The sequence below is a fragment of the Lysobacterales bacterium genome (assembly GCA_019634735.1).
Classification (GTDB): domain Bacteria; phylum Pseudomonadota; class Gammaproteobacteria; order Xanthomonadales; family UBA2363; genus Pseudofulvimonas.
This window is the reverse complement of sequence record JAHCAT010000001.1, coordinates 224,490-249,496: the sequence shown is the minus strand read 5'-3', so window position 1 is coordinate 249,496 and position 25,007 is coordinate 224,490. Positions and strand designations below refer to the sequence as shown.

The 25,007-nt window shown below is 64.0% G+C and carries 18 protein-coding genes and 1 pseudogene; 9 read left to right on the top strand and 10 right to left on the bottom strand.

What is annotated here, in order from left to right; genetic code table 11:
* Positions 1–2: 2 nt before the first annotated feature.
* The gene (locus tag KF823_01000; protein MBX3724479.1) at positions 3–818 is read right to left on the bottom strand and encodes a hypothetical protein; all 816 of its coding nucleotides are present in this window, start codon (positions 816–818) and stop codon (positions 3–5) included.
* A gap of 397 nt (positions 819–1,215) precedes the next feature.
* Between KF823_01000 and KF823_00995 the strand changes: the two genes are divergently transcribed.
* From KF823_00995 to KF823_00975, 5 genes are all read left to right on the top strand, one after another.
* Complete coding sequence (locus KF823_00995) at positions 1,216–2,802, top strand: SDR family oxidoreductase (protein MBX3724478.1); 1,587 nt, start codon at positions 1,216–1,218, stop codon at positions 2,800–2,802.
* A gap of 122 nt (positions 2,803–2,924) precedes the next feature.
* A complete protein-coding gene (locus KF823_00990) occupies positions 2,925–3,626 on the top strand; it encodes a transposase (GenBank protein ID MBX3724477.1) in 702 nt (233 codons plus the stop codon).
* A gap of 215 nt (positions 3,627–3,841) precedes the next feature.
* The gene (locus KF823_00985) at positions 3,842–5,167 is read left to right on the top strand and encodes a hypothetical protein (protein ID MBX3724476.1); all 1,326 of its coding nucleotides are present in this window, start codon (positions 3,842–3,844) and stop codon (positions 5,165–5,167) included.
* 20 nt (positions 5,168–5,187) lie between these two features.
* Positions 5,188–5,382, top strand: coding sequence for a hypothetical protein (locus KF823_00980; GenBank protein MBX3724475.1), 195 nt, complete (start codon positions 5,188–5,190; stop codon positions 5,380–5,382).
* A 418-nt stretch (positions 5,383–5,800) separates the two neighbouring features.
* Positions 5,801–8,788 carry a hypothetical protein gene (locus KF823_00975; protein MBX3724474.1) on the top strand — a complete coding sequence of 996 codons (2,988 nt, stop codon included), beginning with the start codon at positions 5,801–5,803 and terminating at the stop codon, positions 8,786–8,788.
* A gap of 170 nt (positions 8,789–8,958) precedes the next feature.
* Here the strand turns inward: KF823_00975 and KF823_00970 are convergent, their stop codons facing one another.
* The gene (locus KF823_00970; GenBank protein ID MBX3724473.1) at positions 8,959–9,642 is read right to left on the bottom strand and encodes an IS66 family transposase; all 684 of its coding nucleotides are present in this window, start codon (positions 9,640–9,642) and stop codon (positions 8,959–8,961) included.
* A 131-nt stretch (positions 9,643–9,773) separates the two neighbouring features.
* Between KF823_00970 and istA the strand changes: the two genes are divergently transcribed.
* Positions 9,774–11,000, top strand: a complete 1,227-nt coding sequence (istA, locus tag KF823_00965) for an IS21 family transposase (protein ID MBX3724472.1) — start codon at positions 9,774–9,776, stop codon at positions 10,998–11,000.
* Positions 10,997–11,770 carry an IS21-like element helper ATPase IstB gene (gene istB / locus KF823_00960; protein ID MBX3724471.1) on the top strand — a complete coding sequence of 258 codons (774 nt, stop codon included), beginning with the start codon at positions 10,997–10,999 and terminating at the stop codon, positions 11,768–11,770. The genes istA and istB overlap by 4 nt, the downstream gene beginning before the upstream one ends.
* Positions 11,771–12,084: 314 nt before the next feature.
* Here istB and KF823_00955 read toward each other — a convergent pair whose 3' ends face one another.
* The 8 genes and pseudogenes from KF823_00955 to KF823_00920 form a co-directional block, all read right to left on the bottom strand.
* Positions 12,085–12,864, bottom strand: a complete 780-nt coding sequence (locus KF823_00955) for a hypothetical protein (GenBank protein ID MBX3724470.1) — start codon at positions 12,862–12,864, stop codon at positions 12,085–12,087.
* 368 nt (positions 12,865–13,232) lie between these two features.
* Positions 13,233–13,568 carry a hypothetical protein gene (locus KF823_00950; protein MBX3724469.1) on the bottom strand — a complete coding sequence of 112 codons (336 nt, stop codon included), beginning with the start codon at positions 13,566–13,568 and terminating at the stop codon, positions 13,233–13,235.
* 593 nt (positions 13,569–14,161) lie between these two features.
* Entirely contained in the window at positions 14,162–15,958 is a 1,797-nt protein-coding gene (locus KF823_00945; GenBank protein ID MBX3724468.1) for a DGQHR domain-containing protein, read from the bottom strand.
* A gap of 2 nt (positions 15,959–15,960) precedes the next feature.
* Positions 15,961–16,719, bottom strand: coding sequence for a site-specific DNA-methyltransferase (locus KF823_00940; protein ID MBX3724467.1), 759 nt, complete (start codon positions 16,717–16,719; stop codon positions 15,961–15,963).
* 285 nt (positions 16,720–17,004) lie between these two features.
* Positions 17,005–17,715 (bottom strand): annotated as a pseudogene (locus KF823_00935) (methylmalonyl-CoA mutase).
* A 24-nt stretch (positions 17,716–17,739) separates the two neighbouring features.
* Positions 17,740–17,985, bottom strand: a complete 246-nt coding sequence (locus KF823_00930) for a hypothetical protein (protein ID MBX3724466.1) — start codon at positions 17,983–17,985, stop codon at positions 17,740–17,742.
* Positions 17,982–18,494: a hypothetical protein gene (locus KF823_00925; GenBank protein MBX3724465.1), complete on the bottom strand. Its 513-nt coding sequence runs from the start codon at positions 18,492–18,494 to the stop codon at positions 17,982–17,984. The genes KF823_00930 and KF823_00925 overlap by 4 nt, the downstream gene beginning before the upstream one ends.
* Before the next feature lie 11 nt (positions 18,495–18,505).
* A complete protein-coding gene (locus tag KF823_00920; protein MBX3724464.1) occupies positions 18,506–22,123 on the bottom strand; it encodes a methylmalonyl-CoA mutase family protein in 3,618 nt (1,205 codons plus the stop codon).
* A gap of 782 nt (positions 22,124–22,905) precedes the next feature.
* Between KF823_00920 and KF823_00915 the strand changes: the two genes are divergently transcribed.
* Both KF823_00915 and KF823_00910 read left to right on the top strand, forming a co-directional pair.
* Positions 22,906–23,595 carry a glycine zipper 2TM domain-containing protein gene (locus tag KF823_00915; GenBank protein MBX3724463.1) on the top strand — a complete coding sequence of 230 codons (690 nt, stop codon included), beginning with the start codon at positions 22,906–22,908 and terminating at the stop codon, positions 23,593–23,595.
* Between the two features lie 259 nt (positions 23,596–23,854).
* A complete protein-coding gene (locus tag KF823_00910) occupies positions 23,855–24,874 on the top strand; it encodes a right-handed parallel beta-helix repeat-containing protein (GenBank protein ID MBX3724462.1) in 1,020 nt (339 codons plus the stop codon).
* Positions 24,875–25,007 lie beyond the last annotated feature (133 nt).

The window sequence follows — 25,007 nt, the reverse complement described above, 5'->3', positions numbered from 1 at the left end:
CCTTAGGGGCTCTGAAAACCGGAACAGAACAGGTGGTCGGGGTGCGACATCACGGCCAGGGCCGCCAGCCTGGTTCGGGTCCAGTGCGGTGAGCGGCTCAGAAGGTCGTAATCGAGGCTCACTGCGCCGGTGCCGGGCCGATAGGCGAAGACGCGCGATCCGGTCAGTGCCAAGCCGGCCAACTGGCCGGTACCCGCGAACGCGATGCGCCAGTCATCCGGCGCCGCCAACGCGATAGCAGCGACCCGGGCCGCCGTGGTCAGGCCGGCGCCGGTACCGTCGAACTCACGTACCAGCGTGCCACCGGACTCGACGCGGACGACGTCGATCGGCCGGATCAGCAGGTCCTGGTGCGTGAAGCTGCGATCGAACGCCAGGCGCAGCCCGGCGCGATGGTCGAGGGCAGCGATGCGCACGCCCGGGGGCACGCCATGGGCGGTTCCGTCGAAGGCCTTGCTGAAGGCGCCGCTGGCATGGGCGACGACGTCGTTCGGACGATAGGTGACGCCGGCCAGCGTCACCGTCGTGTCGATGGCGAACCAGAGCTGGCCGGCGGCGCCGACGTCGAGCGCAACGATCCGGGCGCGGTCGGGCAGCGCCGCGACGACTTCGCCGGGGAGGTAGAGCTGGCCGTCGTCGATCAGGTGGCGGCGGTGGTCGACATGGAGGCCGTCGAAGGTCGCGGTCGAGCCGGGCTTGAGCGCCCACAGCAGCCGGTCCGGGCATTGCCCAGGCGCCGCGACGGCGCTGGCGGCGCTGGCGGCGCTGGCGGCGACGAACAGGGCCCCGGCGATCAGTGCACATCTGGGGTTCGGCATGGCGCTTCGGCTCCGTCGTCCGTGGTCTTTGCACAGACAACACGCGGAGCGGCGACAAGGGGCCACCGCGCCCTACGGGGTCAGGTTCACTTCCCGAAACGTCGATGGGGCGGATTCTTCTGCCCACGTCGGAATCGGTCCATCGCGGCGCAGGACCGGACGCTCGAGACTGCGGCCCTGCCCCCGTCATCCCCGTCCGGACCTGCCCGGCATTCCGCAGCATCTGCTGCAGCGGGGCGACAATCACCAGCCCCCCGTTGGTAGCGACCGCGGGAGCTATCGGTTCAATCGCCAGAAAGTGAACCTGACCCCGTTTGGTTGGGCGTTCGGGGGTACCATGCGCCCCCGTCTCAGTGCAGCCGCCAGCGGCGCGCCCCCAGCCCCACGTACCTCGTCCATGACCCACCCAACCGACACGCCCGCCGCCGTCACTGTCGATGACGACCCCGCCACCCTGCCCGACCGCGTACGTGTGGCCGTAGGGGTTCTGGAGGCGATCCGCGACGACCGCAGCCTGCTGGCGGCGCTGCCGGAGGCCGACCGGGTGCGGCTGCTGCAGGCGGTGGCGCTGGTGCACCATCCGGAGCCGCGGGCGCGCCGCAAGCAGGCGCGGGAGACGGCGCGGGAGGAGGCCCGGGAGAAGGCGCGCCGGACCGAGGCCCTGCTTGATAGCACCGGCATCCGCACCCTGCGCCGCAAGCCGGTGTTCACGACGCCGAACTACTTTCCGCCGCAGCCCGCGGGCCAGCACCAACCCGGCCACGACGCCGCCGGCGCCGCCAGCCCCGGGGAGTCGCCGGAGTTGCTGCACTGCTATGTCTGCAAGAAGAAGTACACCCAGGTCCACCACTTCTACGACCAGATGTGCCCGCCGTGCGCGGACTTCAACTTCGCCAAGCGCACCGAATCCGCCGACCTCGGCGGCCGGGTCGCGCTGCTGACCGGCGGGCGGGTCAAGATCGGCTACCAGGCCGGCCTGAAGCTGCTCCGCGCCGGTGCGGCGCTGATCGTGACCACGCGCTTCCCGCGCGACTGCGCCCAGCGCTATGCCACGGAGCCGGACTTCGAAAACTGGGGCCACCGGCTGCAGGTGTTCGGCCTGGACCTTCGCCACACGCCGAGCGTGGAGGCGTTCTGCGCCGAGCTGGCGGCGACCCGCGACCGCCTCGACTTCATCATCAACAACGCCTGCCAGACGGTGCGCCGACCGCCGGCGTTCTATGCCCACATGATGGCCGGCGAGACCCAGGCCCTGCACGCGTTGCCCGACCACGTGCGCCGCCTGGTCGGCGGCTACGAGGGCCTGCGCGCCGCCGACCTGCTGCCCGGCGAGGGTGCGGCGCTGGTCGGTGGCCGGGGTGCCGCGTCACTGCCCGGCCTGGCGCGGGCCGCCGAGCTGTCCCAGGTGCCCCTGCTGCCCGACGACCTGCTGGGCCCGGCCCACCTGTTCCCCGAAGGCCGCCTGGACCAGGACCTGCAACAGGTCGACCTGCGCGGGCGCAATTCCTGGCGCCTGCTGATGCACGAGGTGCCCGCGGTCGAGCTGCTGGAAACGCAACTGGTCAACGCCGTCGCGCCGTTCATCATCAATGCGCGCCTGAAGGCGCTGATGCTGCGCACGCCCGAACGCGACAAGCACATCGTCAACGTGTCGGCGGTCGAGGGCCAGTTCTACCGCAACTTCAAGACCAGCAAGCACCCGCACACCAACATGGCCAAGGCGGCGCTGAACATGATGACGCGCACCTCGGCGGCCGACTACCACGGCGACGGCATCCACATGAACGCGGTCGACACCGGCTGGGTGACCGACGAGGACCCGGCCGAGATCGCGGCGCGCAAGGTCGTCGAGGAGCGCTTCCATCCGCCGCTCGACATCGTCGACGGCGCCGCCCGCATCGTCGACCCGATCATCGACGGCTTCAACACCGGCCGCCACGTCTGGGGCCAGTTCCTGAAGGACTACGCGCCGACCGACTGGTGAGCGCGGAACGGGGCGCGGAACGGGGTCAGGTTCACTTCCTGACGCGCGGATGGGGCGAATTCCGGCGCTCACGTCGGAATCTGGCCATCGCAACGCAGGGCCGGACGTTCGAGAATGCGGCCATGGCCCGGCAGCCGCGACTCGATCTACCCGGCATCCCGCAGCATGTGGTCCAGCGTGGCAACAACCGCCTGCCCTGCTTCCTGGACGACTGCGACCGGCAGCGCTACCGACAACTGCTGTTCGAGGGCCTCCAGCGCACCGGCTGCGCCCTGCATGCCTGGGTGCTGATGGACAACCACGTCCACCTGCTGCTCACCCCACCCGCAGCAGGCGCCGTCGCCCAACTGATGCAGGCCCTGGGCCGCACCTATGTCGGGTGGTTCAACGCCCGCCATGGGCGCACCGGCACCTTGTGGGAGGGTCGCTACAAGTCGTGCCTGGTCGACAGCACGTCCTATGTGTTGCGCTGCTACCGCTACATCGAGCTCAATCCGGTGCGGGCCCGCATGATCGACGACCCGACCGCCTATTCGTGGTCAAGCTGCGCCAGCCACGCCAGCGCCCGCGCCGACCCGATGCTGACAACGCACCCGGCCTACCTGGCCCTGGGCAGCACGGCCGCGCTGCGCGCCAGCGCCGACCAGGCCCTGCTCGCCGAGGCGCTGCCCGACGAACAGATATCCGAGATCCGCGCCTACCTGCAACAACAGCGCGCCCTGGGGCGCGACAGCTTCCGCGCCATGGTCGAAGCCCGCACCGCCCGCTTCGCCGGCATCCGCCCAGCCCATCGGCAACGTCGTCAATCCGGCCCCGCGGGCTGAACTACCCTACGGTCTCGCCAGCCCAGGAAGTGAACCTGGCCCCGTTCCGGATCGGTTGAGGCGCCGGTGGGCACGGAGTTCCGGCCACCCCCGAAACAACTGTACGCTTGGTCTACATGTTGTTCGCTTCGTCCGCTTGATCATCGCCCTGAGACTTAACGTGGTTCAGCGACTCCTTTCCAGCTGGGACCTGAACAGTACAAGGCAGAACCACAATGAGCACACGCGCAACCTACGTCGCCTGCCTCATGGCCGTTGTCTGCCTGCTCCTTAGCGGCTGCGCCCGGCTTACCTCAATTCACCGCACGGCCAATCTCCCTGGCGACAAACCGCACGCCATCAGTGTGGACGCAAAGCAACGTATGGTCCTGACCCAGCCATGGTCAAACCAACACGGAACAGTTCTCAGGATCTGCGCGGAGCCTCCACCGGATGCGTTTACGGCCTTGGCAACAAGTGTTGGCGCGGAGGCCTCTGTTTCCGGCGAAGCGTCTGCGGACATCGCCGCTAAACTCGCAACCTCGCTGTCCGAAAACGCCGCGACCATCGAGCGTTCGCAGACAATTAACGTGCTGCGCGAATTCATGTACCGCAACTGCGAACGCTACCTTAGCGGCGCTATAGATTCGGACGAATTTGTAGTCCAGGCTGCGCGTGACCAGCAGCTAATTGTGCAGGTCTTAGCCATTGAGCAACTCACCGGGGCATCTCGCGCCCAGGCGGCTGTCCTGACAACGATGGCGCAGGCGGCTGCCTCGGGGGTATCCGACGCGAGCCTAGAGATTCTTGCTGCGGCCCGATCGGGCCTGGAAGCCGCGCAAGCCACCAGCGACAAAGCGCTAGTTGACGCCAATGGACTGCCGCCCGTAGGCCATTGCCCGGCCTTGCCGATCGATCCGGCAGCTCCTCCCGCCGGAGTCACCGCAGCCCAGGCAACCGCAAAAAACGATGCCTGCGCAGCGGCGAAGGTAACGCAGGCACGAACAAGCGAAGCGCAAGCGCATCTGGCCGTGGTGCAGGATGCCGTGGCTCGTCAGGCCGACGTTGGCAGCATGGCCGCGGGCCAGATGTCCTCCGCAGCTCGTGACGCATCACAGGCTTCGAGTTCGTTGGCTCGCCACGTTGTCGATATCGTGAAGCAGAACCATGTCTTCGATGAGATTGTCATGGCATGTGTTGTGCAATTGCGCAGGGGAAACGTTTCACGTCATTGTGAAGAAATTCTTTCCCAGAGCGTCGGCGCTCGGCAGGCTCAGCTGCTGAGCCTGGAGAGCCGCTTCGACCCAGATTTGTGGCGACGCGTCGGCCAGCTCGTACCGGAAATCGACGCGTCCGCGGAGGCGGTGCTTTCTTGGCTGGTTCAGCGGGGAGGTAACAACGCAGCGAACTGGGACACTCTGCAAGAAATGGCTGGACACCAGGTTCCCCGGCCGATACTTGCAGACCTCATAGCAGCGGGGGTGGACCGAGCCAGGTTCGCAGTCGTGTTCGCGCGCCTAAGCCAACCGATTGCAGACGCACTTCGAATGTCCTTGAACTAGTGCCCGCCAGGAGAAGCAGGATGACCGAACTACTGATTATCTGGGGAGCCGATCGTGTTTCTGTGGATGCTCTCGCCCTTGTTAGGACTCAAGGTCGTGAAGCGAGAGTGTTACGACGCGACGAATTCGCCCTTGTAGCCGCGGAGGATGCCCGTGGGCTCGGCGCGATAAATAGTCACGAGACGGCCTACTGTCTCGTGCTGGAAGTAAAGTAGTCGAGTTGTGCCCACCACGGGCGCCGTAGAGTGTCACTCATGAGAAATAGGTGTAAGGCGACGCTCTAGCCTTCCTCTAAGGCGCCACTGAATCGTAGACTCCCCCATCCGGTTGACCGACCAACCGTGCCGAGCCTGCCCAAAAGGTGAACCTGACCCCGTTCGGGTAGGGTAAGCACTCAGCTAAACCCTTTACGATCACTAAGCGGCGCCATTACGCGATCCCGGGATATTTCAACTGAGGCGGTCGGTGACAGAAGCGAATCCCTATGAGAGTACTTCTGGTCCAGGCCGAGTCTGGCAGTTGCGCGACCGCTTCTTGCCGGGCAGACTGCCCGTAAAGGGCGATTGAACTTTCTATACGTCGCTAATTTCCAGTTCTACCGCACCATGGGTACCCTCACAGAGCACTCTAGAAATGAATGGACAGTCGACGTCAAGCGAAGAGGTGCGCCGTGTGGTGGTTACTGTGCATGGGATTAGAACCTTCGGGCAATGGCAGGAGCGTTTGTCGGCCCTTATCCACAAGGCAAATGATCGGGTGGCCACCGAGAACCATCACTATGGCTATTTTTCCGTCCTTTCGTTTCTCATCCCGCCGCTGCGATGGTTTGCGACGCTCAAGTTTCGCCGCCATCTACGCCAAATCGCAGAGCGCTATCCAAATGCGGTGCTGGATCTCGTGGGGCACAGCTTCGGGACGCACCTGATCGGGTACAGTGTGTACAACATGCGCGATCCGAGTGCTCCGCGATTCGGCACGATCCTACTTGCGGGCAGCGTCCTTCGTTCCTCTTTTCCATGGGGCGATCTGATCAATGAAGGTCGTGTGAGCCGCGTCATCAACGACTGCGGGATTCACGATAACGTCCTGCTCCTGAGCCAGTTCGCGGTGCTATTCACGGGCATGGCGGGTCGACTGGGCTTCCGTGGAATGACCAGCACGCGTTTCCTCAACCGATACTTCGAGGGCGGGCATAGCCATTACTTCCTTGCCGACGGCAAGGAAAGCGACGCTTTCATGGAGCGGTACTGGCTTCCTGTCCTCGCATACCAGCAGGAGCCGGAACATCACGACGCTCGTGCAGTAAAGGGACCACTGCAAGGCGTCGTGGTAACCGCACTGCAGATCGCCGATCCAATCAAACTGGGCGCATATGGATTGGTCGCAATACTGATTGTGCTCAATGCCTACGTTTACCCCAAACGCGAGGCGCGGGCGAACGCAGCGGCAGCGGTCGAGGCAGACAGGGCTCGGCGAATCGAGCTGGCGCGGATGTACTTCGAAGGCCGAAACGACCTCGCTCGCGCCACGGCGACGCTCGCGGATCTGCTCGGCGACATTTCCGGCCTGGTAGGGGACACGCGAACCGAGAAGCAGTTGTTGAGGTATTGGCTTCCCCAACTCGTCGCCGCTGATGATGCCGTGGCGAATGTTGCCAGGCCTGCGGTTCTCAAGCACTCATTCGCTTCCTATCTACTCGGAAGCGATGTATACCGAGTCGATGGCGGCGAAGTGGAGGTCGCTATTCCACTCGATGGCGGCAAACGCGGCGCGCTCTTCATGATGGGAGGTACGGTCGAAATCGTTGATTTCGAGACGCTCGAGACAAGGTCTATAGCGCTCGGCATGGTGCAAGAGGCGATGCAGAGTGATGCGTTCGGGACAGCCCGAATGGAAATGAGACTTCGAGATCGTGTCCTAGCGCGATTCGACGACTCAGGAGAACTCTGGAGTGCCGAGGCCGAATTAATCGACAAGACCAGTCTGGACGGCGCAGTATTTGCCGACCTGGACCAAATCAAAGAGGGGCAGATCGAGGATTACCAGACCGTCGTGGAGCCGCTCACCTGGCGCTATGCGGCACAGGACGAACAAACCGGACGCATTGTAACTTTCGGGTACAAGAAGAGCCACTCTGCAGGCGGACAGATTCCCAAGATGCTTGTTATCGATCCGCGCACCGGCACAACGGGCGCTATCGAAGTGGAACACATTTACGGAGCAGGTCCCGCCTGCGGCGAACTTCGCCTCCAAGGCGCCCTCGTCAGACCCGGGTTGGAGGGCGAAGACCCAGTCGTGGTCACTCCCGCCGTGAGTGATCTCAGGGGGAGAATAGAATTCGATCTTGAATCTCCGCCCCACTGTCCGAGGCGGACCACCCTGCTGACGCGAATGGCATTTCCCAGAGCTCGGGAAGAACATGAGCTCTGGTCCCAGAGCACAACGACGTACGAGAACTGGGAGCAAAAACACCGCTTCGACGAGACCGAACTAGTGGATAACGACTATTCCCGCGAGACCGACGCTCAGCTTTCCACCCCTTTCCGGACCATCGACGGTCGAATCGATCCGACGGTTTTCGCTGGGCTGGAATCTGGAGGCGTGCCCGCTGGTGCCATCTACGAGGGGGACTTTTCGGCGTACAACCCGAGCGTGCTCGCGTGGGATAAACAGATCGCTTTCGTCAGCGGTTCAGACGGGTCGAAATACGGCTTCACCACTATGTGTCGATTCCAGGACGGCATCACGACTGCATGCGTGCGAATCCGGTGCATGGGCAACTTCTGTCACAGGGCCGAGGCCCCGGGTCAGCGACTGATCGCGCTCTCCTCGATGAAGGAATTCGGCAACGACAGCCTCTATGTACTGGACGTGGACAAATTTGAGCTGATCAGCCTGCCCTCCACTCCAGAAGGCGGCGTAAACAGCTTGGAGTTCGACATGATAGGGCGCCTCGCTGCAGTAACCAGTCTCGGGGAACTGTGGACTTACGGCAACCTGAAAGGCGACATCACCGTGAATCAGACGGCTCTCACGCCTTTCCATGGCAACGAAGACGAAGTCGAGTTCACCTTCTACCCGCCCGAGATCGACGACGATTTCGTTTCGATCTTGACCGATGCAAGCGTATCCCGCGTCAATCGGTTCACCCACCAGCCGCGCTGGATAAGCACGCCCGCGTTCCCCACAGTCAAGGGAAGACTCGGCGTGGTTGCCGAGGACGGGGTCATCGCCGTTTTTGACGTCTCCAGCCTGCGCTTGCTGGATGCGGAAACCGGTATCTATTTGTCGGGCGTGATGAGGTTCGAGAAATTCCTCGCAGAGCTCCCCGGGGCCGACCAAGACTTGGCGACGACGCTGCATCAGATGCTGTTTGGAGTGAACGACGACGGCAGCGTAGACATTGTGTTGAACGGGATCGAATTTACCCGCGCACGTCCTTTAAGCGATTCCGAGCTTTCTGAAGCTTTGGAACGTGTTCCGACGTTCACTGGCGTTGGTGCACAAGGGACTTCGCTCCCCGATCTGCCGCTGAGCACGACCGCGAAGACGAGAGCCGATCGCGGCGCTGCCGACAGGATGCCCGAAGCAACTCGAGCGGCAGGACAGGCCGGCGACTGAAACTGCGGCAGGCGATTTCCCATGCCCTGCAGCGGTGTCCTCAAGTTCGACACCCAATTTCCCAAGTACCGTAAGCTCCCCCATCCGATAGACACCCAATAGGTAGAACTTTCGTAAGCGTCCGCCGTCGACACCTTGCCGCTCCCGGCTGAACCGTGGCAGGGCTCAGCTCAGCGGGTGATCGGTGTCGCCAGGGGCAGCAGCGAGTCGATGTCCCGCTGCAAGGTGGTAGGCAGACGGGTTAGCGTGCCGGTCAGCCAGGCGTGGGGGTCCAGGCCGTTGGCTTTGGCCGTGGCCAGCAGGCTCATGATGGCCGCGGCCCGCTGGCCGGCGCTGTCGGAGCCGGCGAACAGCCAGTTCTTGCGGCCGATCGCGATCGGCCGGATCGCGTTCTCCACCGGGTTGTTGTCAAGCGGATAGTCACCATCGTCCAGGAAGCGCACCAGCGCCGGCCAGCGGCCGAGGGCGTGGTGCACGGCCTTGGACAAGGCGCTGCCGCCCAGCGCCTTCCCGGACAGGTCCAGCAGCCAGGCGTGCAGAGCCTCGACCAGTGGCCGGGCATGCTGTTGGCGCCAGGCGTGGCGCGCCTGGGCGGTCAGGTCCCGCGCGCCCGCCTCCACGGCATAGAGCGCGGCGATCCGCCGCACCGCTTCCTGCGCGATCGTGCTGCCGCTGGCCTGGGCCACATCCACAAATTTGCGTCGCACGTGCACCCAGCAGGCCAACTCCGTCACGCCGTCCCGGAACAGGGCCTTGTAGCCGCCGTAGTCGTCCACCATCAGGGCGCCGCGCCAGTCCCCCAGGAACTGCCGGGCATGCTTGCCGCTGCGGCTGCTGGCGTACTCGAAAACCACCTGTAGGACGACACCCTAGCCTGCCGCTAAGGCGACACCCAGATTTACGCACCCCCGGGTCGGTCACCTAGCCTTGCCTGCTTTCGTGGTCCACGGAGGCGGGCGTGGCGATCACCGATCTGGAGCTACGCATGACGATCAAGACTCTGGCAGCCAAGGGGCTGCCAAAACGGGCCATCGCCCGGCAACTGGACCTGGCCGAGGGCACGGTCCGCTACCACCTGCGCCGGCAGGCCAGCGGCGCGCAGGACGGCCGGGGGAACCAGCCGCGCCGGGCTGACCAGGCTGCCGAGGCCATCGACCACTGGCTCAGCACCCAGTCGCAGCGCAACCTGGCCGCGCTGCACGCCTGGCTGGTGGCCGAGCATGGCTACGAAGGCAGCCTGCGCTCGGTACAGCGCTACGTGGCGCAGGCTTACCCACCGCCTGCGCGCCGAGCCCGACGCCGCGTCGAGACGCCGCCGGGTGCCCAGTCCCAGGTCGACTGGGGCTTGTTTCCCGGTGTCGTCGTGGCGGGGCAGTCGATGACTCTGCAGGACTTCCACATGGTGCTGTCGCACTCCCGCATGGATGCGGTGGTTTGGGTGTTCAGGCAGGACCAGTTGTCGTGGCTTGCCGGGCACAACGGGGCCTTCGAGCGCCTGGGCGGCATCCCCGCGGTGGTCCGGGTCGACAACACCAAGACCGCCGTCGTGCGCGGTGCCGGTGCCTGGGGCCAGCTCAACGAGACCTACCGTCGCTACGCCCTGACGGTGCGCTTTCACATCGATCCGTGCCAGCCCTACAGCCCGGAGCACAAGGGCAAGGTCGAGCGGGCTGTCCGCAGCCATCGCGGCGCCGCCGATCCGACCGCCCGGCCATGGGACAGCCTTGAAGAACTACAGGCAGCCACCGATACCGCGATTGCGGAACTCGCCACGCGCCGACGCTGCCCAGCCACCGGTGCCTGGGTGATCGATGCCTGGCAGGCCGAGAAGGCCGCGCTGGCGCCGTTGCCGCGGCTGCCGCAGCCCTTCGACCACGTGGCCACGCGCCGGGTCGGCACCGATGCCCTGGTCAGCTTCGAGGGACGCCAGTACTCGGTGCCGTTTGCCTACCTCGGGCGCATGGTGGAGGTCCGCGGCGGCGCAGGCACGGTCCAGGTCCTGGCTGACCAGGCCCTCATCGCCGAGCACCCGCGTGCCACCGCGCAGCGGCTGCTGATCGACCCGGCGCACTACGACGGCCCCAGCACCGCCCAGGTCCAGGCGCCGCCCCCCTTGGGCCGTATGGGGCAGCGCCTGGCAGAGCTGATGGCCACGCCCGTCGAGCGCCGGCCGCTGGACCTGTATGCCGCACTGGCGGAGGTGGCCCGATGAGCAAGCGCAGCCTGGATGTCGATGGCACCCGGAACCGCCTCAATGCGCTGGGACTGGCCTATGCCGCCGAGCAGCTGGAGCCGGTGCTCAGTGAGGCGGTCAAACAGGGCCACGCGCCCCATCTGGTCCTGGACCAGTTGCTCGACCTGGAACACCAAGCCCGGGAGGGACGGCGAGTCCGAACCTCGTTGCGCCTGTCCAGCCTGCCCACCGGCAGCACCCTGGCCGATTTCGATTTCGCCTTCCAGCCGGCGATCGAGCGGACGCGGATTGAGACCTTGGCGACCTGCGCCTGGATCCGCAGCGCCGAGACCTTGCTGATCCAGGGGCCGCCCGGGGTCGGCAAGACCCATCTCGCGGTCGGGCTGGCGGTCAAGGCGGTCGAGCACGGCTTTTCGGCCCAGTTCTACCGGTTCGACGAACTCAAGCTGCAGCTCAAGGCCGACGCCCACCTGCCGCCGGCACGCCTGCGCCGACGCAAGTACCTCTCGACCGCACTGCTGGTCATCGACGAACTGGGCTTCGAACCGATGAGTCGGGACGAGGCCAGCCTGTTCTTCCGGCTGGTGACGTACCGATACGGCCGTGGCTCGATCCTGATCACGACCAACAAAAGCGTGCGCGACTGGACCGAACTGCTGGCCGGCGACGAAGCCCTGGCCGCAGCGATCCTCGACCGCCTGCTGCACAAGGCCAACGTGCTCAACATCAAGGGGAGGAGCTATCGACTCAGGGACCTGGATGCCACGCTCGGGACCGCCCGGGCCTGACCTTGCCCCGACCCGGGGTGCGTAAAGGTGGGTGTCGCCTTAGTGCGTGAGACTGGGTGTCGCTTGACACTGTGTCCACGACGACCGACATGTGTTTGGGCCGACAGGCAGGGGCCGCTCCGGCGGCCTTGATCCAGAAGGGTGACTGGCGCGGTTCTCGCGCCCCCGACCAACACTGCGGAAGCCGGTCAATGCCCAGGACGGGAATTTCCCCCCACTACCCGGCTTCGGGAGAGCGGCATTCGCCCTGTTAACAGGCTGCGGCGAAAGGGTGACCCCGTTCGGACGATCCATCACCAGAAGCTATGCCGATGTCATTTCTGGATCAAGAAGGGGCTAGTCGAACGGTGTTCGTCCTCATCACCATCGCCGGTCAGTTCGTAAGCCTGCTGCGGATTTACCGTCTGCAAGTATCCTAAGATCCCGGCACGGCTGTGGTTGGAGCTAGCGGCCCGATACGCATCTCGGAACTGCGCAAGCCTCCTCCCGGTAACCCGCAAGCTGCCCCGAGATAGCTCCAGGTTGAAGGTCGTGACCTGGGGTGCCGGGCCCTGCTTCTTGGCAGCACTCAGTGGAAATCCAGCAGCACCGGCAACGTCTTCGAGTTCGGAAGCGATCCTCAACAGCTCCTGTTCGTCGTGGCCCGATATGAGGATGTCATCGACATACAGGCTAAGGCTGAGATCACTTCGACCGTCCAGCTTTCGCAGATACGGGCCAAGCTTGCTTCTGTCGAGCGCCAGTGAGGCAAGGATCGGCGACTGGACGAAACCGTAGGGCAACACGAACCCTTCGAACCCTGGCCTCTTGACCACGCTTTCGCTCGCCATTGTCCGTGCGTCTTTGTATGACAACCACGTCTTGAGGCATCGGGTGACCCGCGAGCGGTTCACCTGTCCGAAGAAATCAGCGATGTCTGCGTGCACGAAAAACGAACTGGACGCATGGCGGCGAACCGCCGCGAGATGCCCTCCCGCCCGTAGGTGGAAGTAGAAGCTAGGCGCCTTCCAGTGCTTGGCCACCAACTGCTTGATTCGTTTGCCGAAGGCCCGGCTCTCGTCAGTCGGTGCGAACGCCCACCGCCCCGGGCTGATCTGAAACCGATGGGTCCACTTCGTAGTCACGATGCCGAGAATAGTTAAAGACCACGTCCACGAGTGCCGCCAGGAAGCGGAAGAATCCGCCACCAAAGATCAAGCACGCGAGGACTAGGCGGAATCTACGATTGTTCATCGGCGATTCTCCTTTACTCAAAGCCTTGGCACGCCTAGCACCGAGGTGCATGGACATTTAACCAATAGCAAGCCCATGACATATAAGGGCAAGCAAACGGTCACTAAGTGACAGAGCAAAGGGATAGGCAAGGTGCCTATTGCCAAGGCGGCGCTAGTATAGCAGCTACCTACCGCGCATAGAATCACTTCTGACCGCGGTTGCGGGCTCTCAGGGTGTACCCTCAGCGTCAGAGTTGTTGCCGTCCCGATAGGATCTTCACCTCAGGGGCGAAAGGACTCGGAACGTGGCTCGATACGGAAAGGCATTCAAGGACCGGGCGTAGCGCGTTTTCTGCCGCCTGAAAGTGCGGATGTGAAGGTGGTGGCTCAGCAGGTGGGCGTGTCGGCGGCGACGTTGGAGCGCTGGCTGGCCGAAAGGCTGGGAACTTGTCATCCAGAAGCAAGGAGCTGAACTCTATCCGATCGTCTACCTGCAGGGTATGCGCTAGGACGTTCTGAATCTCAGCAAGCTTGACCGCAGCCTCCGCTGCCATTCGTTCGAATTCCTCGATGCGATCGGCCATGTAGCGTTCCTTGGACTCGCGATCTGCGACCTTGCGACGCCGCTCCGCTGCCGCATGGTCTCGACGCTCCTGTGCCGCCAAAGCACGAGCGGATGCGGCGCGAGCACGGGCGTTCCTTTCTGCCTGCAATGTCGCGTGGCGCTGCCGGGCCTGCGCTTGTCTCGCAGCCTGCGCATTTGCGCGAATGATCCCTGCCAAGAAGCTCCTCGTTGCCATTTCCGTCCCCGCAACAGTTCTAGCGAACCAATTGAAGGGAGTCACACTACAGCGCTTGGAATGCTTACTCCATCACTAACTGGCGCCTGTAACAATCATTCACATGCTGCACTACGGAAACGGGTTGATGCTGATGCTCTGCAGATCCCCGGATTCGGCTGGACGTGTGTTTGGGCCGAAAGGCAGAGGCCGCTTCGGCGGCCTTGATCCAGAAGGGTGACTGGCGCGGTTCTCGCGCCCCGACCAACACTGCGGAAGCCGGTCAATGCCAGGACGGGACTCCATCGCACCACCCGGCATCGGGAGAGCAGCGTTCGCCCTGTTGACAGGCTGCGGCGAAAGGGTGACCCCGATCGGTTGTCTGGCTAGTGTTACCTTCACTTGAAATACGTGCTGAAAAGGTCATCGCCGAGCGCCTTCCAAGCACTGGACTTGTACTTATCAAATTTGAACGTCGGAAGGCCCGAAAGTTTTGCCTCGTAACTCGAAGAACTGCCCAGCTTGCCGTGCCTCACCAGCTGACGAAGACAAACAATAAAACCGTTCACAACGGTGGGCGACAACTTCTTTTCTTTCTTGTTTTCCGGCAATCTCCAGAGGGACGTGTCGCACTTCTTCGCGGCATTAAGTAGCGCATTAATCGATTCAACGCAAAAATCGACGTAATCCTTCAATATTCTGTCTGCCCCTTCGACTTGCCCGCCAGCCTGCATGGTCACCATCTTCATCTTCTCTTTGTCCGTCCAAGCTGAGAAAAGCGAGTCTGATCCGTCTAGTTTAAGCAACGGCCGAAGCCCATAGCTTACAATCGACGTTGTTTTCAATAGACCAGGTGAGTCGAAATAATTTGTCTGAAGCATCCCCTTAAGTGCGCCCGAACTGTTTAACCTCTGAATAACCGACTTCGCTATGGATATCGTCGAGAACGGATTCAGGATTAACTCGATGCTTTGTTTTAACTCAGAGCCTGTTCGCTTTTGTTTATCGTTAATTTCAAGAAAAAGCTTTGCCTCGAAGCGTCGCTTTTGGAGATCCGAAAAGCCAGGAGGAAAAATTATTCCGGTGACGAGAAGGTTCTGACGGTCACGGATGGCTCGAATCTGAGGCTCCAGCTTATCGTTGCCTTCGTGATAACAGAAGACTCGGTGCTGACCGTCAACTATGCCTATAGTATTCGAGCGACTCGGGACAGTAATGTTTGCAGCCACGACGCCACTAATGCTCTTTGGATCAATGTTTTTTCCACTGCCACCGATCTCATTGAGAACAGTATCATCCGGCAATGTTACGATTATGTTATTTACAAAAACGCGCTTTTCCGATGTCAGATACTTCCGCATTTGGTTCATGCGACCCTTCTGCAAGACACGCTGATACATTGCCTCCTCATCCCGCCAGCTGTCGCGGCGAAAGACGTAAGACATTTTCAGAAGGGTAGCGGGATCCGCGTAGAAGGAAACGATCTTAAAGTCTTTGGGGAAGCTGCTAAATGTCTCCGGCAAGACATGACCTTCAAATCCCGTTCTAGCCGTCGAGGTTTTTTTTACCTGATCGCCGATTTCTGTAAATCGAAGGCCTAGATACTTGAAGAACTCGAAACGCGCAGTTCGATGAATTGCCTTTGCAAGCGCATCAAAGTATCTGAAGGTCGTCCCATCAAGAAAGTTGATATAGTCAAATGCTTCCGACACTTCGTCCGAAACGCCTTCGGTGGAGATATAGCAAACCGCAACACGGTAATCGCTTTCCAAGTAGCCGCTCTGGTCAAATAATGCTTGAAAATCGGCGTATTGCGTTACGGCATAGCCTATCCATGCCGTAGGGGCACCCCTTATTTTACTGTAAAGAATGGACTTTTTTGAAACGTGCGCGGCAGTCTCCTTGCCGACCGTGTACTCAACGAGCAACATAATGTTCTCGCTTACGTAGATGTCATCCAGCTCACCGGTGCGGCCATCAAACTTGATTGTTTTGCCGTCGCTTTTCACTCGAACAAAGCCCAAGCGACCGAACAGATTGCGAGCGGCCCGGAGCTGTTTTCGCTTAGCAATGTCTTGAGGGCTGAGAACCGCTTTCGGATTCGCCTTGTTCCTGTTGACAGAGCCGCCCCCCTTTCTTTTCGCCGCCTTCTTCGCGGTTGCAGACCACGCAGACTTCCCAAGTACAGGCGCCACGACTACCCCCTAAAGTGCTCGGGCTTCTTCGCGACCGCGTCAGTCGGCCGCGGCTCATGAATTGCCTGCTCTAGTGGTCGAAAACGAGCGACGCCTTTTCTCGCATCGCGGATGCGCTCGACGGCAACATCGACGTACACCTGTTGGATCTCTCCGCCCAGGAAACGCCTGCTCTCAACAGCAGCCGCGACTCCTGTAGAGCCGACACCCATGAACGGGTCAAGCACTAGCCCGTCAGGGGGGCACACCGCGCGAACAAACTTCAGAGGAAGGGCGACGGGAAACTGGCAGGGATGCAGTGTCTTTTCGACGTGGTGCCCCTTAACGTTGGGCACGTCCCAAACGTCTCCCGGGTTTTTACCCAAAGGGTTCCCGCTAAACTCGCCCTTATTCGGGCCTCGGTAAGATCGTTTACCTGGGTACTTTTGTGGGATGCGGACCGAGTCGAGATCAAAATGGCTGCTTTCACCCTTGGTGTACCAAAGAACAACCTCGTGCCTACCGCTGAATCGCTTTTTTGCATGCAACCCGTGTGCGAAGGACCAAATAATCCGATTACGCAGCCGGAGCTCTTCGGACCTCGTAAATATCTCGTGCGCAATGAAGTCAAGAGGAGTAACTTGATGCTTAGCAATGTGGTAGCCCACTTGCCAACAGATGGACCCCCCCGGCTTGAGAATACGGATCAAATCCGGGGCGAGCGCTGAATGACTTTCTCGGAAGTCATCGACCGAGGAGCTGCTCTCGTATTCCTTCCCCATGCAATAGGGAGGCGAGGAGAAAATTAGGTCAACTGACGAGGCTGGCAACGCTCTCGCCAGCGCATGCGCATCACCATGAAGAACGACATCGCGAGCCTGGCGCTCGCATGCACGTTTCGCCGCCCAAGCGGCATCGCGGTAAATTATCGGCTTAGACACGATTTGGCTTACGGCCTTCTGTTCACTCGCGCAACCAACTTGCGCCGCTGAATTGGATTACGCACCAAACTGCTTCATCCGCGCAAGCCAACAGGGGTCCACCTACCATCTCATGCGAGAAGCGTTTCACATATTCCTCCGATACTCCCCGCCCACGTCGTAAAGGGCATGACTGATCTGCCCCAACGAGTGGGTCTTGACTGCCTCCAACAGCGCCTCAAACACATTCCCCCGCCGTCTCGCCGTGTTCTGAAGATACGCCAAACCGTGGCCATTGTGAACTTCGTCGGAACCTGTTTCGCCTTCCACTAGGTGGCCATGCTCGGTCTCGCCTTCCGGCGCCAGCGGGTTGCGCGAGGCCTGCCAGGCCTTGACGTTGGCGATCTGCTGGACCTTCTCCTCGGGGGTGGAGCGGATCAGCTCGATCTCGGTGGCCACCTCGCCCGCGTGTTCCTTGGGCAGGAAGGTGTTGACGCCGACCAGGGGCAGGCTGCCGTCGTGCTTCTTGTGCTCGTAGTACAGGCTCTCTTCCTGGATCTTGCCGCGCTGGTACATGGTGTCCATGGCGCCGAGCACGCCGCCGCGCTCGCTGATCGCCTCGAACTCCTTGTAGACGGCTTCCTCGACCAGGTCGGTGAGCTGGTCGACGATGAAGCTGCCCTGCCAGGGGTTCTCGCAGAAGTTCAGGCCCAGCTCCTTGTTGATGATCAGCTGGATGGCGACGGCGCGGCGCACGCTCTCCTCGGTGGGCGTGGTGATGGCCTCGTCGTAGGCGTTGGTGTGCAGGCTGTTGCAGTTGTCGAACAGGGCGTACAGGGCCCGCAGGGTGGTGCGGATGTGGTCAGCAGCGGCCTTCATCGGTCAGGAAGCGCGCGGCCCAGTCGCACCAGGTCGATGCTCGGCGCCTTCAGGCTCACCCACAGCGAACGGAGCGCCATTGGCATCGACACTCACAAATCCTTGCGACGCCCGCGACCGGGCCACCGCGAAGCCCAGGTCCATGGCCTGCGCCAGCCACGTCCAACGGCGGGCATGCGACATGGCCAGCGCGTCGCGTCGATGGTTTTCCGCCGCCTGCTCCCAGGACACCGCCAACGGATCGCTCATGCGCCCTCCCGCTCGCTGAGCCGCAGTATATGGCGAAGCTCCTCGATGTCGCGCAGGTCCTGGGGCCGGCCCGCCTGCGCCTTCATGGCGATCAGGTCGTCGATGCCGGCGATGCGGCAGGCGGTTCGCCCAAGGTCGACGTGCTCCGAATTCGACCAGAGTTGCGCGAAGTCGATCGGGTTGCGAATGAACACGTCGACCGTGCAGAAGGCATCGTCCGGGTCCCATAGCTGGAATACCAGCATGTTGCGGTTGTGAAACCAGTCGTCCCGCTTCGCCGGGTCCGCGAACTCCTCGATGGCGACCGGAACGCGCGGCTTCATGCCCAGGGATGCCAGCACGCGCATGGCATGGCCGGCGTTGTCGGGCTCCAGGTCGATCAGCAGATCCAGGTCCTTGGTGAAGCGGAGGAACCCGTGCAGGTTGACGGCGAATCCGCCCGCGACGACATAACGGACCTGCGCTTGCTCCAGCGCGGCGATGATGTCCTCGAAGCGGGCGGCAGCCATGTTCGTTCCCGCTACATGTTTCGCCGGTACTCGCCGCCGACGTCGTAGAGCGCGTGGCTGATCTGGCCCAGGCTGTGCGTCTTCACCGCCTCGATCAGCGCCTCGAACACGTTGCGGCGGTCGCGGGCGGTGCGCTGCAGGTAGGCCAGACCGTGGCCGTCGTGCGGCTCGGTGGCCGCGGCCGCGTCGTCCTCCACGACATGGCCATGCTCGGTCTCGCCTTCCGGCGCCAGCGGGTTGCGCGAACCCTGCCAGGCCTTGACGTTGGCGATCTGCTGGCCCTTCTCCTCGGGGGTGGAGCGGATCAGTTCGATCTCGGTGGCCACCTCGCCGCCGTGCTCCTTGGGCAGGAAGGTGTTGACGCCGACCAGGGGCAGGCTGCCGTCGTGCTTCTTGTGCTCGTAGTACAGGCTCTCTTCCTGGATCTTGCCGCGCTGGTACATGGTGTCCATGGCGCCGAGCACGCCGCCGCGTTCGCTGATGGCCTCGAACTCCTTGTAGACGGCTTCCTCGACCAGGTCGGTGAGCTGGTCGACGATGAAGCTGCCCTGCCAGGGGTTCTCGCAGAAGTTCAGGCCCAGCTCCTTGTTGATGATCATCTGGATGGCGACGGCGCGGCGCACGCTCTCCTCGGTGGGCGTGGTGATGGCCTCGTCGTAGGCGTTGGTGTGCAGGCTGTTGCAGTTGTCGAACAGGGCGTACAGGGCCTGCAGGGTGGTGCGGATGTCGTTGAACTGGATCTCCTGGGCGTGCAGGGAGCGGCCGGAGGTCTGGATGTGGTACTTCATCATCTGGCTGCGCTCGTTGGCGCCGTAGCGCTCGCGCATGGCGCGCGCCCAGATGCGGCGGGCGACGCGGCCGATGACGGTGTATTCCGGGTCCATGCCGTTGCTGAAGAAGAAGCTCAGGTTCGGCGCGAAGTCGTCGATCTTCATGCCGCGCGCCAGGTAGTACTCGACGATGGTGAAGCCGTTGGACAGGGTGAAGGCGAGCTGGCTGATCGGGTTCGCGCCGGCCTCGGCGATGTGGTAGCCGGAGATCGACACCGAATAGAAGTTACGCACGCCGTTGTCGACGAAGTACTGCTGGATGTCGCCCATCATGCGCAGGGCGAACTCGGTGGAGAAGATGCAGGTGTTCTGGGCCTGGTCCTCCTTGAGGATGTCGGCCTGCACGGTGCCGCGCACGGTGCGCAGGGTCTCGGCCTTGATCCTGGCGTAGGTTTCGGCGTCGACGAGCTGGTCGCCGGTCATGCCCAGGAAGGCCAGGCCCAGGCCGTCGTTGCCCTGCGGCAGGCCGCCGCTGTAGGTGGGGCGCGGGCGGCCGGAGAAGAAGGCGTCGATCTTCTTCTGGGCGGCGGCCCAGCGCTCGGGGTCGGCCTTCAGGTATTTCTCGACCTGCTGGTCGATGGCGGTGTTCATGAACAGCGCCAGGATGATCGGCGCCGGGCCGTTGATGGTCATCGACACGCTGGTGGTGGGCGCGCACAGGTCGAAGCCGGAGTACAGCTTCTTCATGTCGTCCAGGGTCGGGATGTTGACGCCGGAGTTGCCGATCTTTCCGTAGATGTCCGGGCGCTCGGCCGGGTCCTCGCCGTACAGGGTGACGCTGTCGAAGGCGGTGGACAGGCGGGCGGCGGGCTGGCCGACGGACAGGTAATGGAAGCGGCGGTTGGTGCGCTCGGGCGTGCCCTCGCCGGCGAACATGCGGATCGGATCCTCGCCGGTGCGCCGGTACGGGTAGACGCCGCCGGTGTAGGGATAGCTGCCGGGCAGGTTCTCCTTGCCCAGGAAGGTCAGCAGCTCGCCCCAGGACTTGTAGCCGGGCGCGGCGATCTTGGGAATCTTCTGGTGGCTGAGCGATTCGCGGTAGTTCTCGACGCGGATGGCCTTGCCGCGCACCTCGTACTCGGTGACCTCGTCGGTGATCGACTTCAGCCGCGCCGGCCAGGCGCGCAGGCTGCGCAGGTTCTCGGCGGTCAGCGCCTGCACGGCGTCGTTGTAGCGCTGGCGCAGGGTGGCCAGGGAGCGGTCGCCGGGCACGGCGAGGTCGGCCTCGTCGTACAGGTCCAGGGCCTTGGGGCGCTTGCCGTCCTCGAGTTCGCCCAGGGCGGTCCAGAACGCCTGGGCGCGGTCGGCGGCTTCGGCTTGCTTGACGATGCCGGCATTGATCGCCCTGCCCTGCTCGGCGATCTCGGCCAGGTAGCGGACGCGGGCGCCGGGGATCAGAACCGTCGCCCGCGGCTCACGCAAGCTGGTATCCAGCGCGGGTTGGAAATCGCAGCGCGGCGACGAGTACCCCGCACCCTCCGCTTTCCCCTGTCCCCGGTCCCCTGTCCCCGGTCCCCGCTCCAACAGCAACCGGCAGAGGTTGACGAACATCCAGCTCACGCCGGGGTCGTTGAACTGGCTGGCGATGGTCGGGTAGACGGGGATGTCCTCGTCCTTGACCTGGAAGGCGGTGCGGTTGCGCTTCCACTGCTTGCGCACGTCGCGCAGGGCGTCCTCGGCGCCGCGCTTGTCGTACTTGTTGAGCACGATCAGCTCGGCGAAGTCGACCATGTCGATCTTCTCGAGCTGGCTGGCGGCGCCGTAGTCGGAGGTCATCACGTACATCGGGAAGTCGACCAGGTCGACGATCTCCGAATCGCTCTGGCCGATGCCGGCGGTCTCGACGATCACCAGGTCGAAGCCCAGGCCCTTGAGGAAGCCGATGCAGTCCTTGAGCACGGCGTTGGTGGCGACGTGCTGGCGACGGGTCGCCATCGAGCGCATGTAGACGCGGTGGCTGCGCAGCGAGTTCATGCGGATGCGGTCGCCGAGCAGGGCGCCGCCGGTGCGGCGCCGGGTCGGGTCGACGCTGATCACGGCGATGCGCATCTGCGGGAAGCTGGCAAGGAAGCGGTTGAGCAGCTCGTCGGTCACCGACGACTTGCCGGCGCCGCCGGTGCCGGTGATGCCGATGACGGGGACAGGGGACCGGGGACCAGGGACCGGGGGCGACTTGCCGGTGTCCAGGCCGGACTGCCATTGCCGGCGCAGCAGGGCCAGCTCGGCCTCGGTGTATCGGCCATCCTCGATGTCGGACAGTACGCGGCCAATGGCGATTTCATCGTCGATCGCGGGGCGGGCGTCGTGGGACCGGTCCCCGGTCCCCGGTCCCTGGTCCCGCGCGCGCGCAGCGCGCGCAACCACATCCTCGATCATCTCCACCAACCCCATCTTCATCCCGTCGTTGGGGTGGTAGATGCGCTCGACGCCGTAGGCCTCGAGCTCGCGGATCTCCTCGGGGGTGATGGTGCCGCCGCCGCCGCCGAACACCCGGATGTGGCCGGCGCCGCGCTCGCGCAGCATGTCGACCATGTACTTGAAGTATTCGACGTGGCCGCCCTGGTAGCTGGACAGGGCGATCGCGTCGGCGTCCTCCTGCAGGGCGGCGCGCACCACGTCCTCGACGCTGCGGTTGTGGCCCAGGTGGATGACCTCGGCGCCCTGCGCCTGGATCAGCCGGCGCATGATGTTGATGGCGGCGTCGTGGCCGTCGAACAGGCTGGCGGCGGTGACGAAACGCAGCGGCGTGCGCTCGGTCTGCGCCTGGCTGGCCGGCATCTGGCTGGCGGGTGTGCTCATGCGGTCGTTTCCCCTGCGGGGCAATGGCTTTATGGGATTGCCCGATTGTAGCCGGTGGGGTTGGTGGGGATCAGCGGGGTGGGCGGGGCAGGCGTCGGGGACTTGCGTGGTGTGGGCGTGGCCTGAAGGGGCATTTCGGCGGCGTGGTGCTGGGCCTGATACGGCTTTCCCGCGGGGTGGTGTCGGGCCCGATGCGGCTTTCCCGCGACGTGGTGCCGGGCCTGATGCGGCTTTCCCGCGGCGTGGGCCCCTCTCCCCAACCCCTCTCCCCGGGGGAGAGGGGCTTTTTCTCGCGGCTTGGGTAGCTCGCGCTGTGGAGCTTTCCGGCGGCGTGGTGCGGGGCCTGATGGAGCGGCGCGGCGGCGGGGACCCCTCTCCCCAACCTCTCTCCCCGGGGGAGAGGGGCTTTTGTCCGGTGGCTTCGTACATCTCGCGCTGTCGAAGTTCGGGTCGGTGACGCGGAGGTGACGTGGCCCGCGCGTGCAGGCCTTCGAGCGGGGTGGCCCTGCACTGAATCGCCCCGGCTTTCCCGGAGGCTTCTTCCCTGCCCGGCTGCTTGCCGCGGCACCGCACTTCTCCTCTCCCCCGCGATGCGGGGGAGAGGCGGGAGAGAGGGCTGCCTCAGGCAGGCGTGGTCCTGCGGGCGATACCGCGCACCGGGATGCCGCCCAGATGAACGGACACCGCACCGCAGGCCGCCCCTTCCACGCCCTGTTCAGGCGGCCGTTGCTGCAATCGGTCAGGCATCAGGGCACCTGTGCCCGTCACATGGAGATCGCGCCATGAAAACTCCCATCGCAGCCGCCCTTACCACCGTCCTGGTCGCCGGCGGCGCCGTCGCCGCCTGGCAGGTCACGCGCGGCGAACATGCCGAGGTGATCGAGGTGCAGCCGGTCACGCAGACGGTGGACGTGGTGGCCCGCGTGGTGGCCAGCGAACCGGTCACCCGCACGGTCACCGGCACCCGCGAGGTGTGCGAAGACGTCGAGGTGGTCTACCAGTCGCCCGATCCGCGTGACCCCAACCGCATCGCCGGCACCGTCGCCGGGGCGGTGATCGGTGGCGTGCTGGGCAACCAGGTCGGCAGCGGCAGCGGCCGGCGCATTGCCACTGCGGCCGGTGCCGCCGGTGGCGCCTATGCCGGCCGCGAGATCCAGGGCCGCCAGCAGCAGGGCAACCAGCGCAGTGAGGTGCGCACCGAGCGCAACTGCCGCACGGAATCTGCACCGCGCGAACAGGTGGTCGGCTACGATGTGCAGTACGAACTGGACGGCGTGCTCGCCACGATGCGCACCGAGGCCAAGCCCGGCGACACCCTGGTGATGGGCCAGCGCGACGAGGTGATCGGCTATGACGTCACCTGGCGCCATGACGGCCAGACCGGATCGGCGCGCCTGGCCAGCGACCCGGGCCGGCGCCTGCCGGTGCGCGACGGCGTGGTGATGGTGCCGGCGCCGCCTGCCGGCGACTGAGGAGAACCGGGGTCAGAGTGCCTTTTCCCGGCGCCTTCTTCGCCTTCCCTGAGCCGTCGGGGAAAAAGGCACTCTCACCCCGGTGTGGAGAGGGCGCGGGCGGCATGGCGTGAATCCGGCGCGGATTGCGTCCTGGTTGATGGGGCGGCGGGACCGCTCCGGAAACCGGGGTCAGAGTGCCTTTTCCCGGCGTCCTCTTCGTCCTTCCCTGAGCCTTCGGGGCGGGAAAAGGCACTCTGACCCCTTGGAGAACCGCCGCATGTCGTTCCGTCCTTCCCTTGCTCTGTGCGCGCTCGTCCTGCTCGGCGCCGGGCACGCCGCCCAGGCCCAGTCCTGCGGCGACACCCTCACCCACTCGATCACGCTGAGCGCCGACCTGCACTGCAGCAGCGGCTGGGTCGCCTTCGATGTCGCCGCACCGGCCATCACCATCCGCCTCAACGGCCACACCCTGTCCGGCACCTCCGCGTTACAGGGCATCCGGGTCATCGGCCAGGAAAAGGTCCGCATCCTGGGGCCGGGGCGGATCAGCGGCTTCTGGGGCGGCGTGAATACCTACGATGCCAGCCGCCTGCTCGTGCAGGGCGTGGAATTCGCCGACCTGGGCGCAGGGATCATCCTCAATCGCAGCGGCGGCTCGAAGATCGTCGGCAACGGCTTCTTCCGCATCGGCAGCGAGGCGGTGAGCATCATCGATCCGCTGGTCGGCAGCACCCTGCCCGCCGGCAACAACGTGGTCTCCGGCAACGTGATCGGCAAGGTCGACACCGGCATCACCCTGTGCGGCGGCGCCGCCGGCGGCAACCTGGTCGAGCACAACACCATCAACGCCGCCTACGCGCGCGGCATCCACGTGGTCGATCACAGCAGCGGCAACTACATCAGCGGCAACCGCCTGCACAATGCTGGCGCCGGCATCGTCGTCGAGGCCTCCAACGGCAACACGGTGATCGACAACCAGGTCGCGCAGGGCAGCGCCGGCATCGCCATCGGCGCCACCTTGCAGGGCCGTTGCCAGCCCGATCCGCTGCAGACGCACGACAGCGTCGGCCACAAGGTCTACGACAACCGCCTGAGCGACGTGGTCACCGGCATCCATGTCGGCAACGACCCCTACCTGGGCAAGGCGATCGGTTCGGTGTTCGCCGGCACCGTGGTCGAGAACGCGACCTATGGCGTGCTGCTGAACGTCAACAGCGTGTCCAACCATGTCTTCGGCAGCACCTGGATCGGAGTCGCGACGCCGATCCTGGACCTGGGGTACGACAACCACTGGTAGGGCAAGGCGCGGGGCAGCGGCGCCCCACGGATCGCCTGCTGCCCACCCGCTGCCCATCCTTGTGAAAGGCGGCCGTCCTGGCCGCTTTTCTTCGCCCCCCGGTGCGGGTCCCTGCGGGCTTTCGACCGGGCGT

Coding starts and splice junctions, on each gene's coding strand:
- KF823_01000 (MBX3724479.1), bottom strand. CDS start 818: ATGCCGAACCCCAGATGTGCACTGATCGCCGGGGCCCTGTTCGTCGCC.
- KF823_00995 (MBX3724478.1), top strand. CDS start 1,216: ATGACCCACCCAACCGACACGCCCGCCGCCGTCACTGTCGATGACGAC.
- KF823_00990 (MBX3724477.1), top strand. CDS start 2,925: ATGGCCCGGCAGCCGCGACTCGATCTACCCGGCATCCCGCAGCATGTG.
- KF823_00985 (MBX3724476.1), top strand. CDS start 3,842: ATGAGCACACGCGCAACCTACGTCGCCTGCCTCATGGCCGTTGTCTGC.
- KF823_00980 (MBX3724475.1), top strand. CDS start 5,188: ATGACCGAACTACTGATTATCTGGGGAGCCGATCGTGTTTCTGTGGAT.
- KF823_00975 (MBX3724474.1), top strand. CDS start 5,801: ATGAATGGACAGTCGACGTCAAGCGAAGAGGTGCGCCGTGTGGTGGTT.
- istA (MBX3724472.1), top strand. CDS start 9,774: ATGACGATCAAGACTCTGGCAGCCAAGGGGCTGCCAAAACGGGCCATC.
- istB (MBX3724471.1), top strand. CDS start 10,997: ATGAGCAAGCGCAGCCTGGATGTCGATGGCACCCGGAACCGCCTCAAT.
- KF823_00950 (MBX3724469.1), bottom strand. CDS start 13,568: ATGGCCGATCGCATCGAGGAATTCGAACGAATGGCAGCGGAGGCTGCG.
- KF823_00940 (MBX3724467.1), bottom strand. CDS start 16,719: ATGGGGAAGGAATACGAGAGCAGCTCCTCGGTCGATGACTTCCGAGAA.
- KF823_00930 (MBX3724466.1), bottom strand. CDS start 17,985: ATGAGCGATCCGTTGGCGGTGTCCTGGGAGCAGGCGGCGGAAAACCAT.
- KF823_00925 (MBX3724465.1), bottom strand. CDS start 18,494: ATGGCTGCCGCCCGCTTCGAGGACATCATCGCCGCGCTGGAGCAAGCG.
- KF823_00920 (MBX3724464.1), bottom strand. CDS start 22,123: ATGAGCACACCCGCCAGCCAGATGCCGGCCAGCCAGGCGCAGACCGAG.
- KF823_00915 (MBX3724463.1), top strand. CDS start 22,906: ATGAAAACTCCCATCGCAGCCGCCCTTACCACCGTCCTGGTCGCCGGC.
- KF823_00910 (MBX3724462.1), top strand. CDS start 23,855: ATGTCGTTCCGTCCTTCCCTTGCTCTGTGCGCGCTCGTCCTGCTCGGC.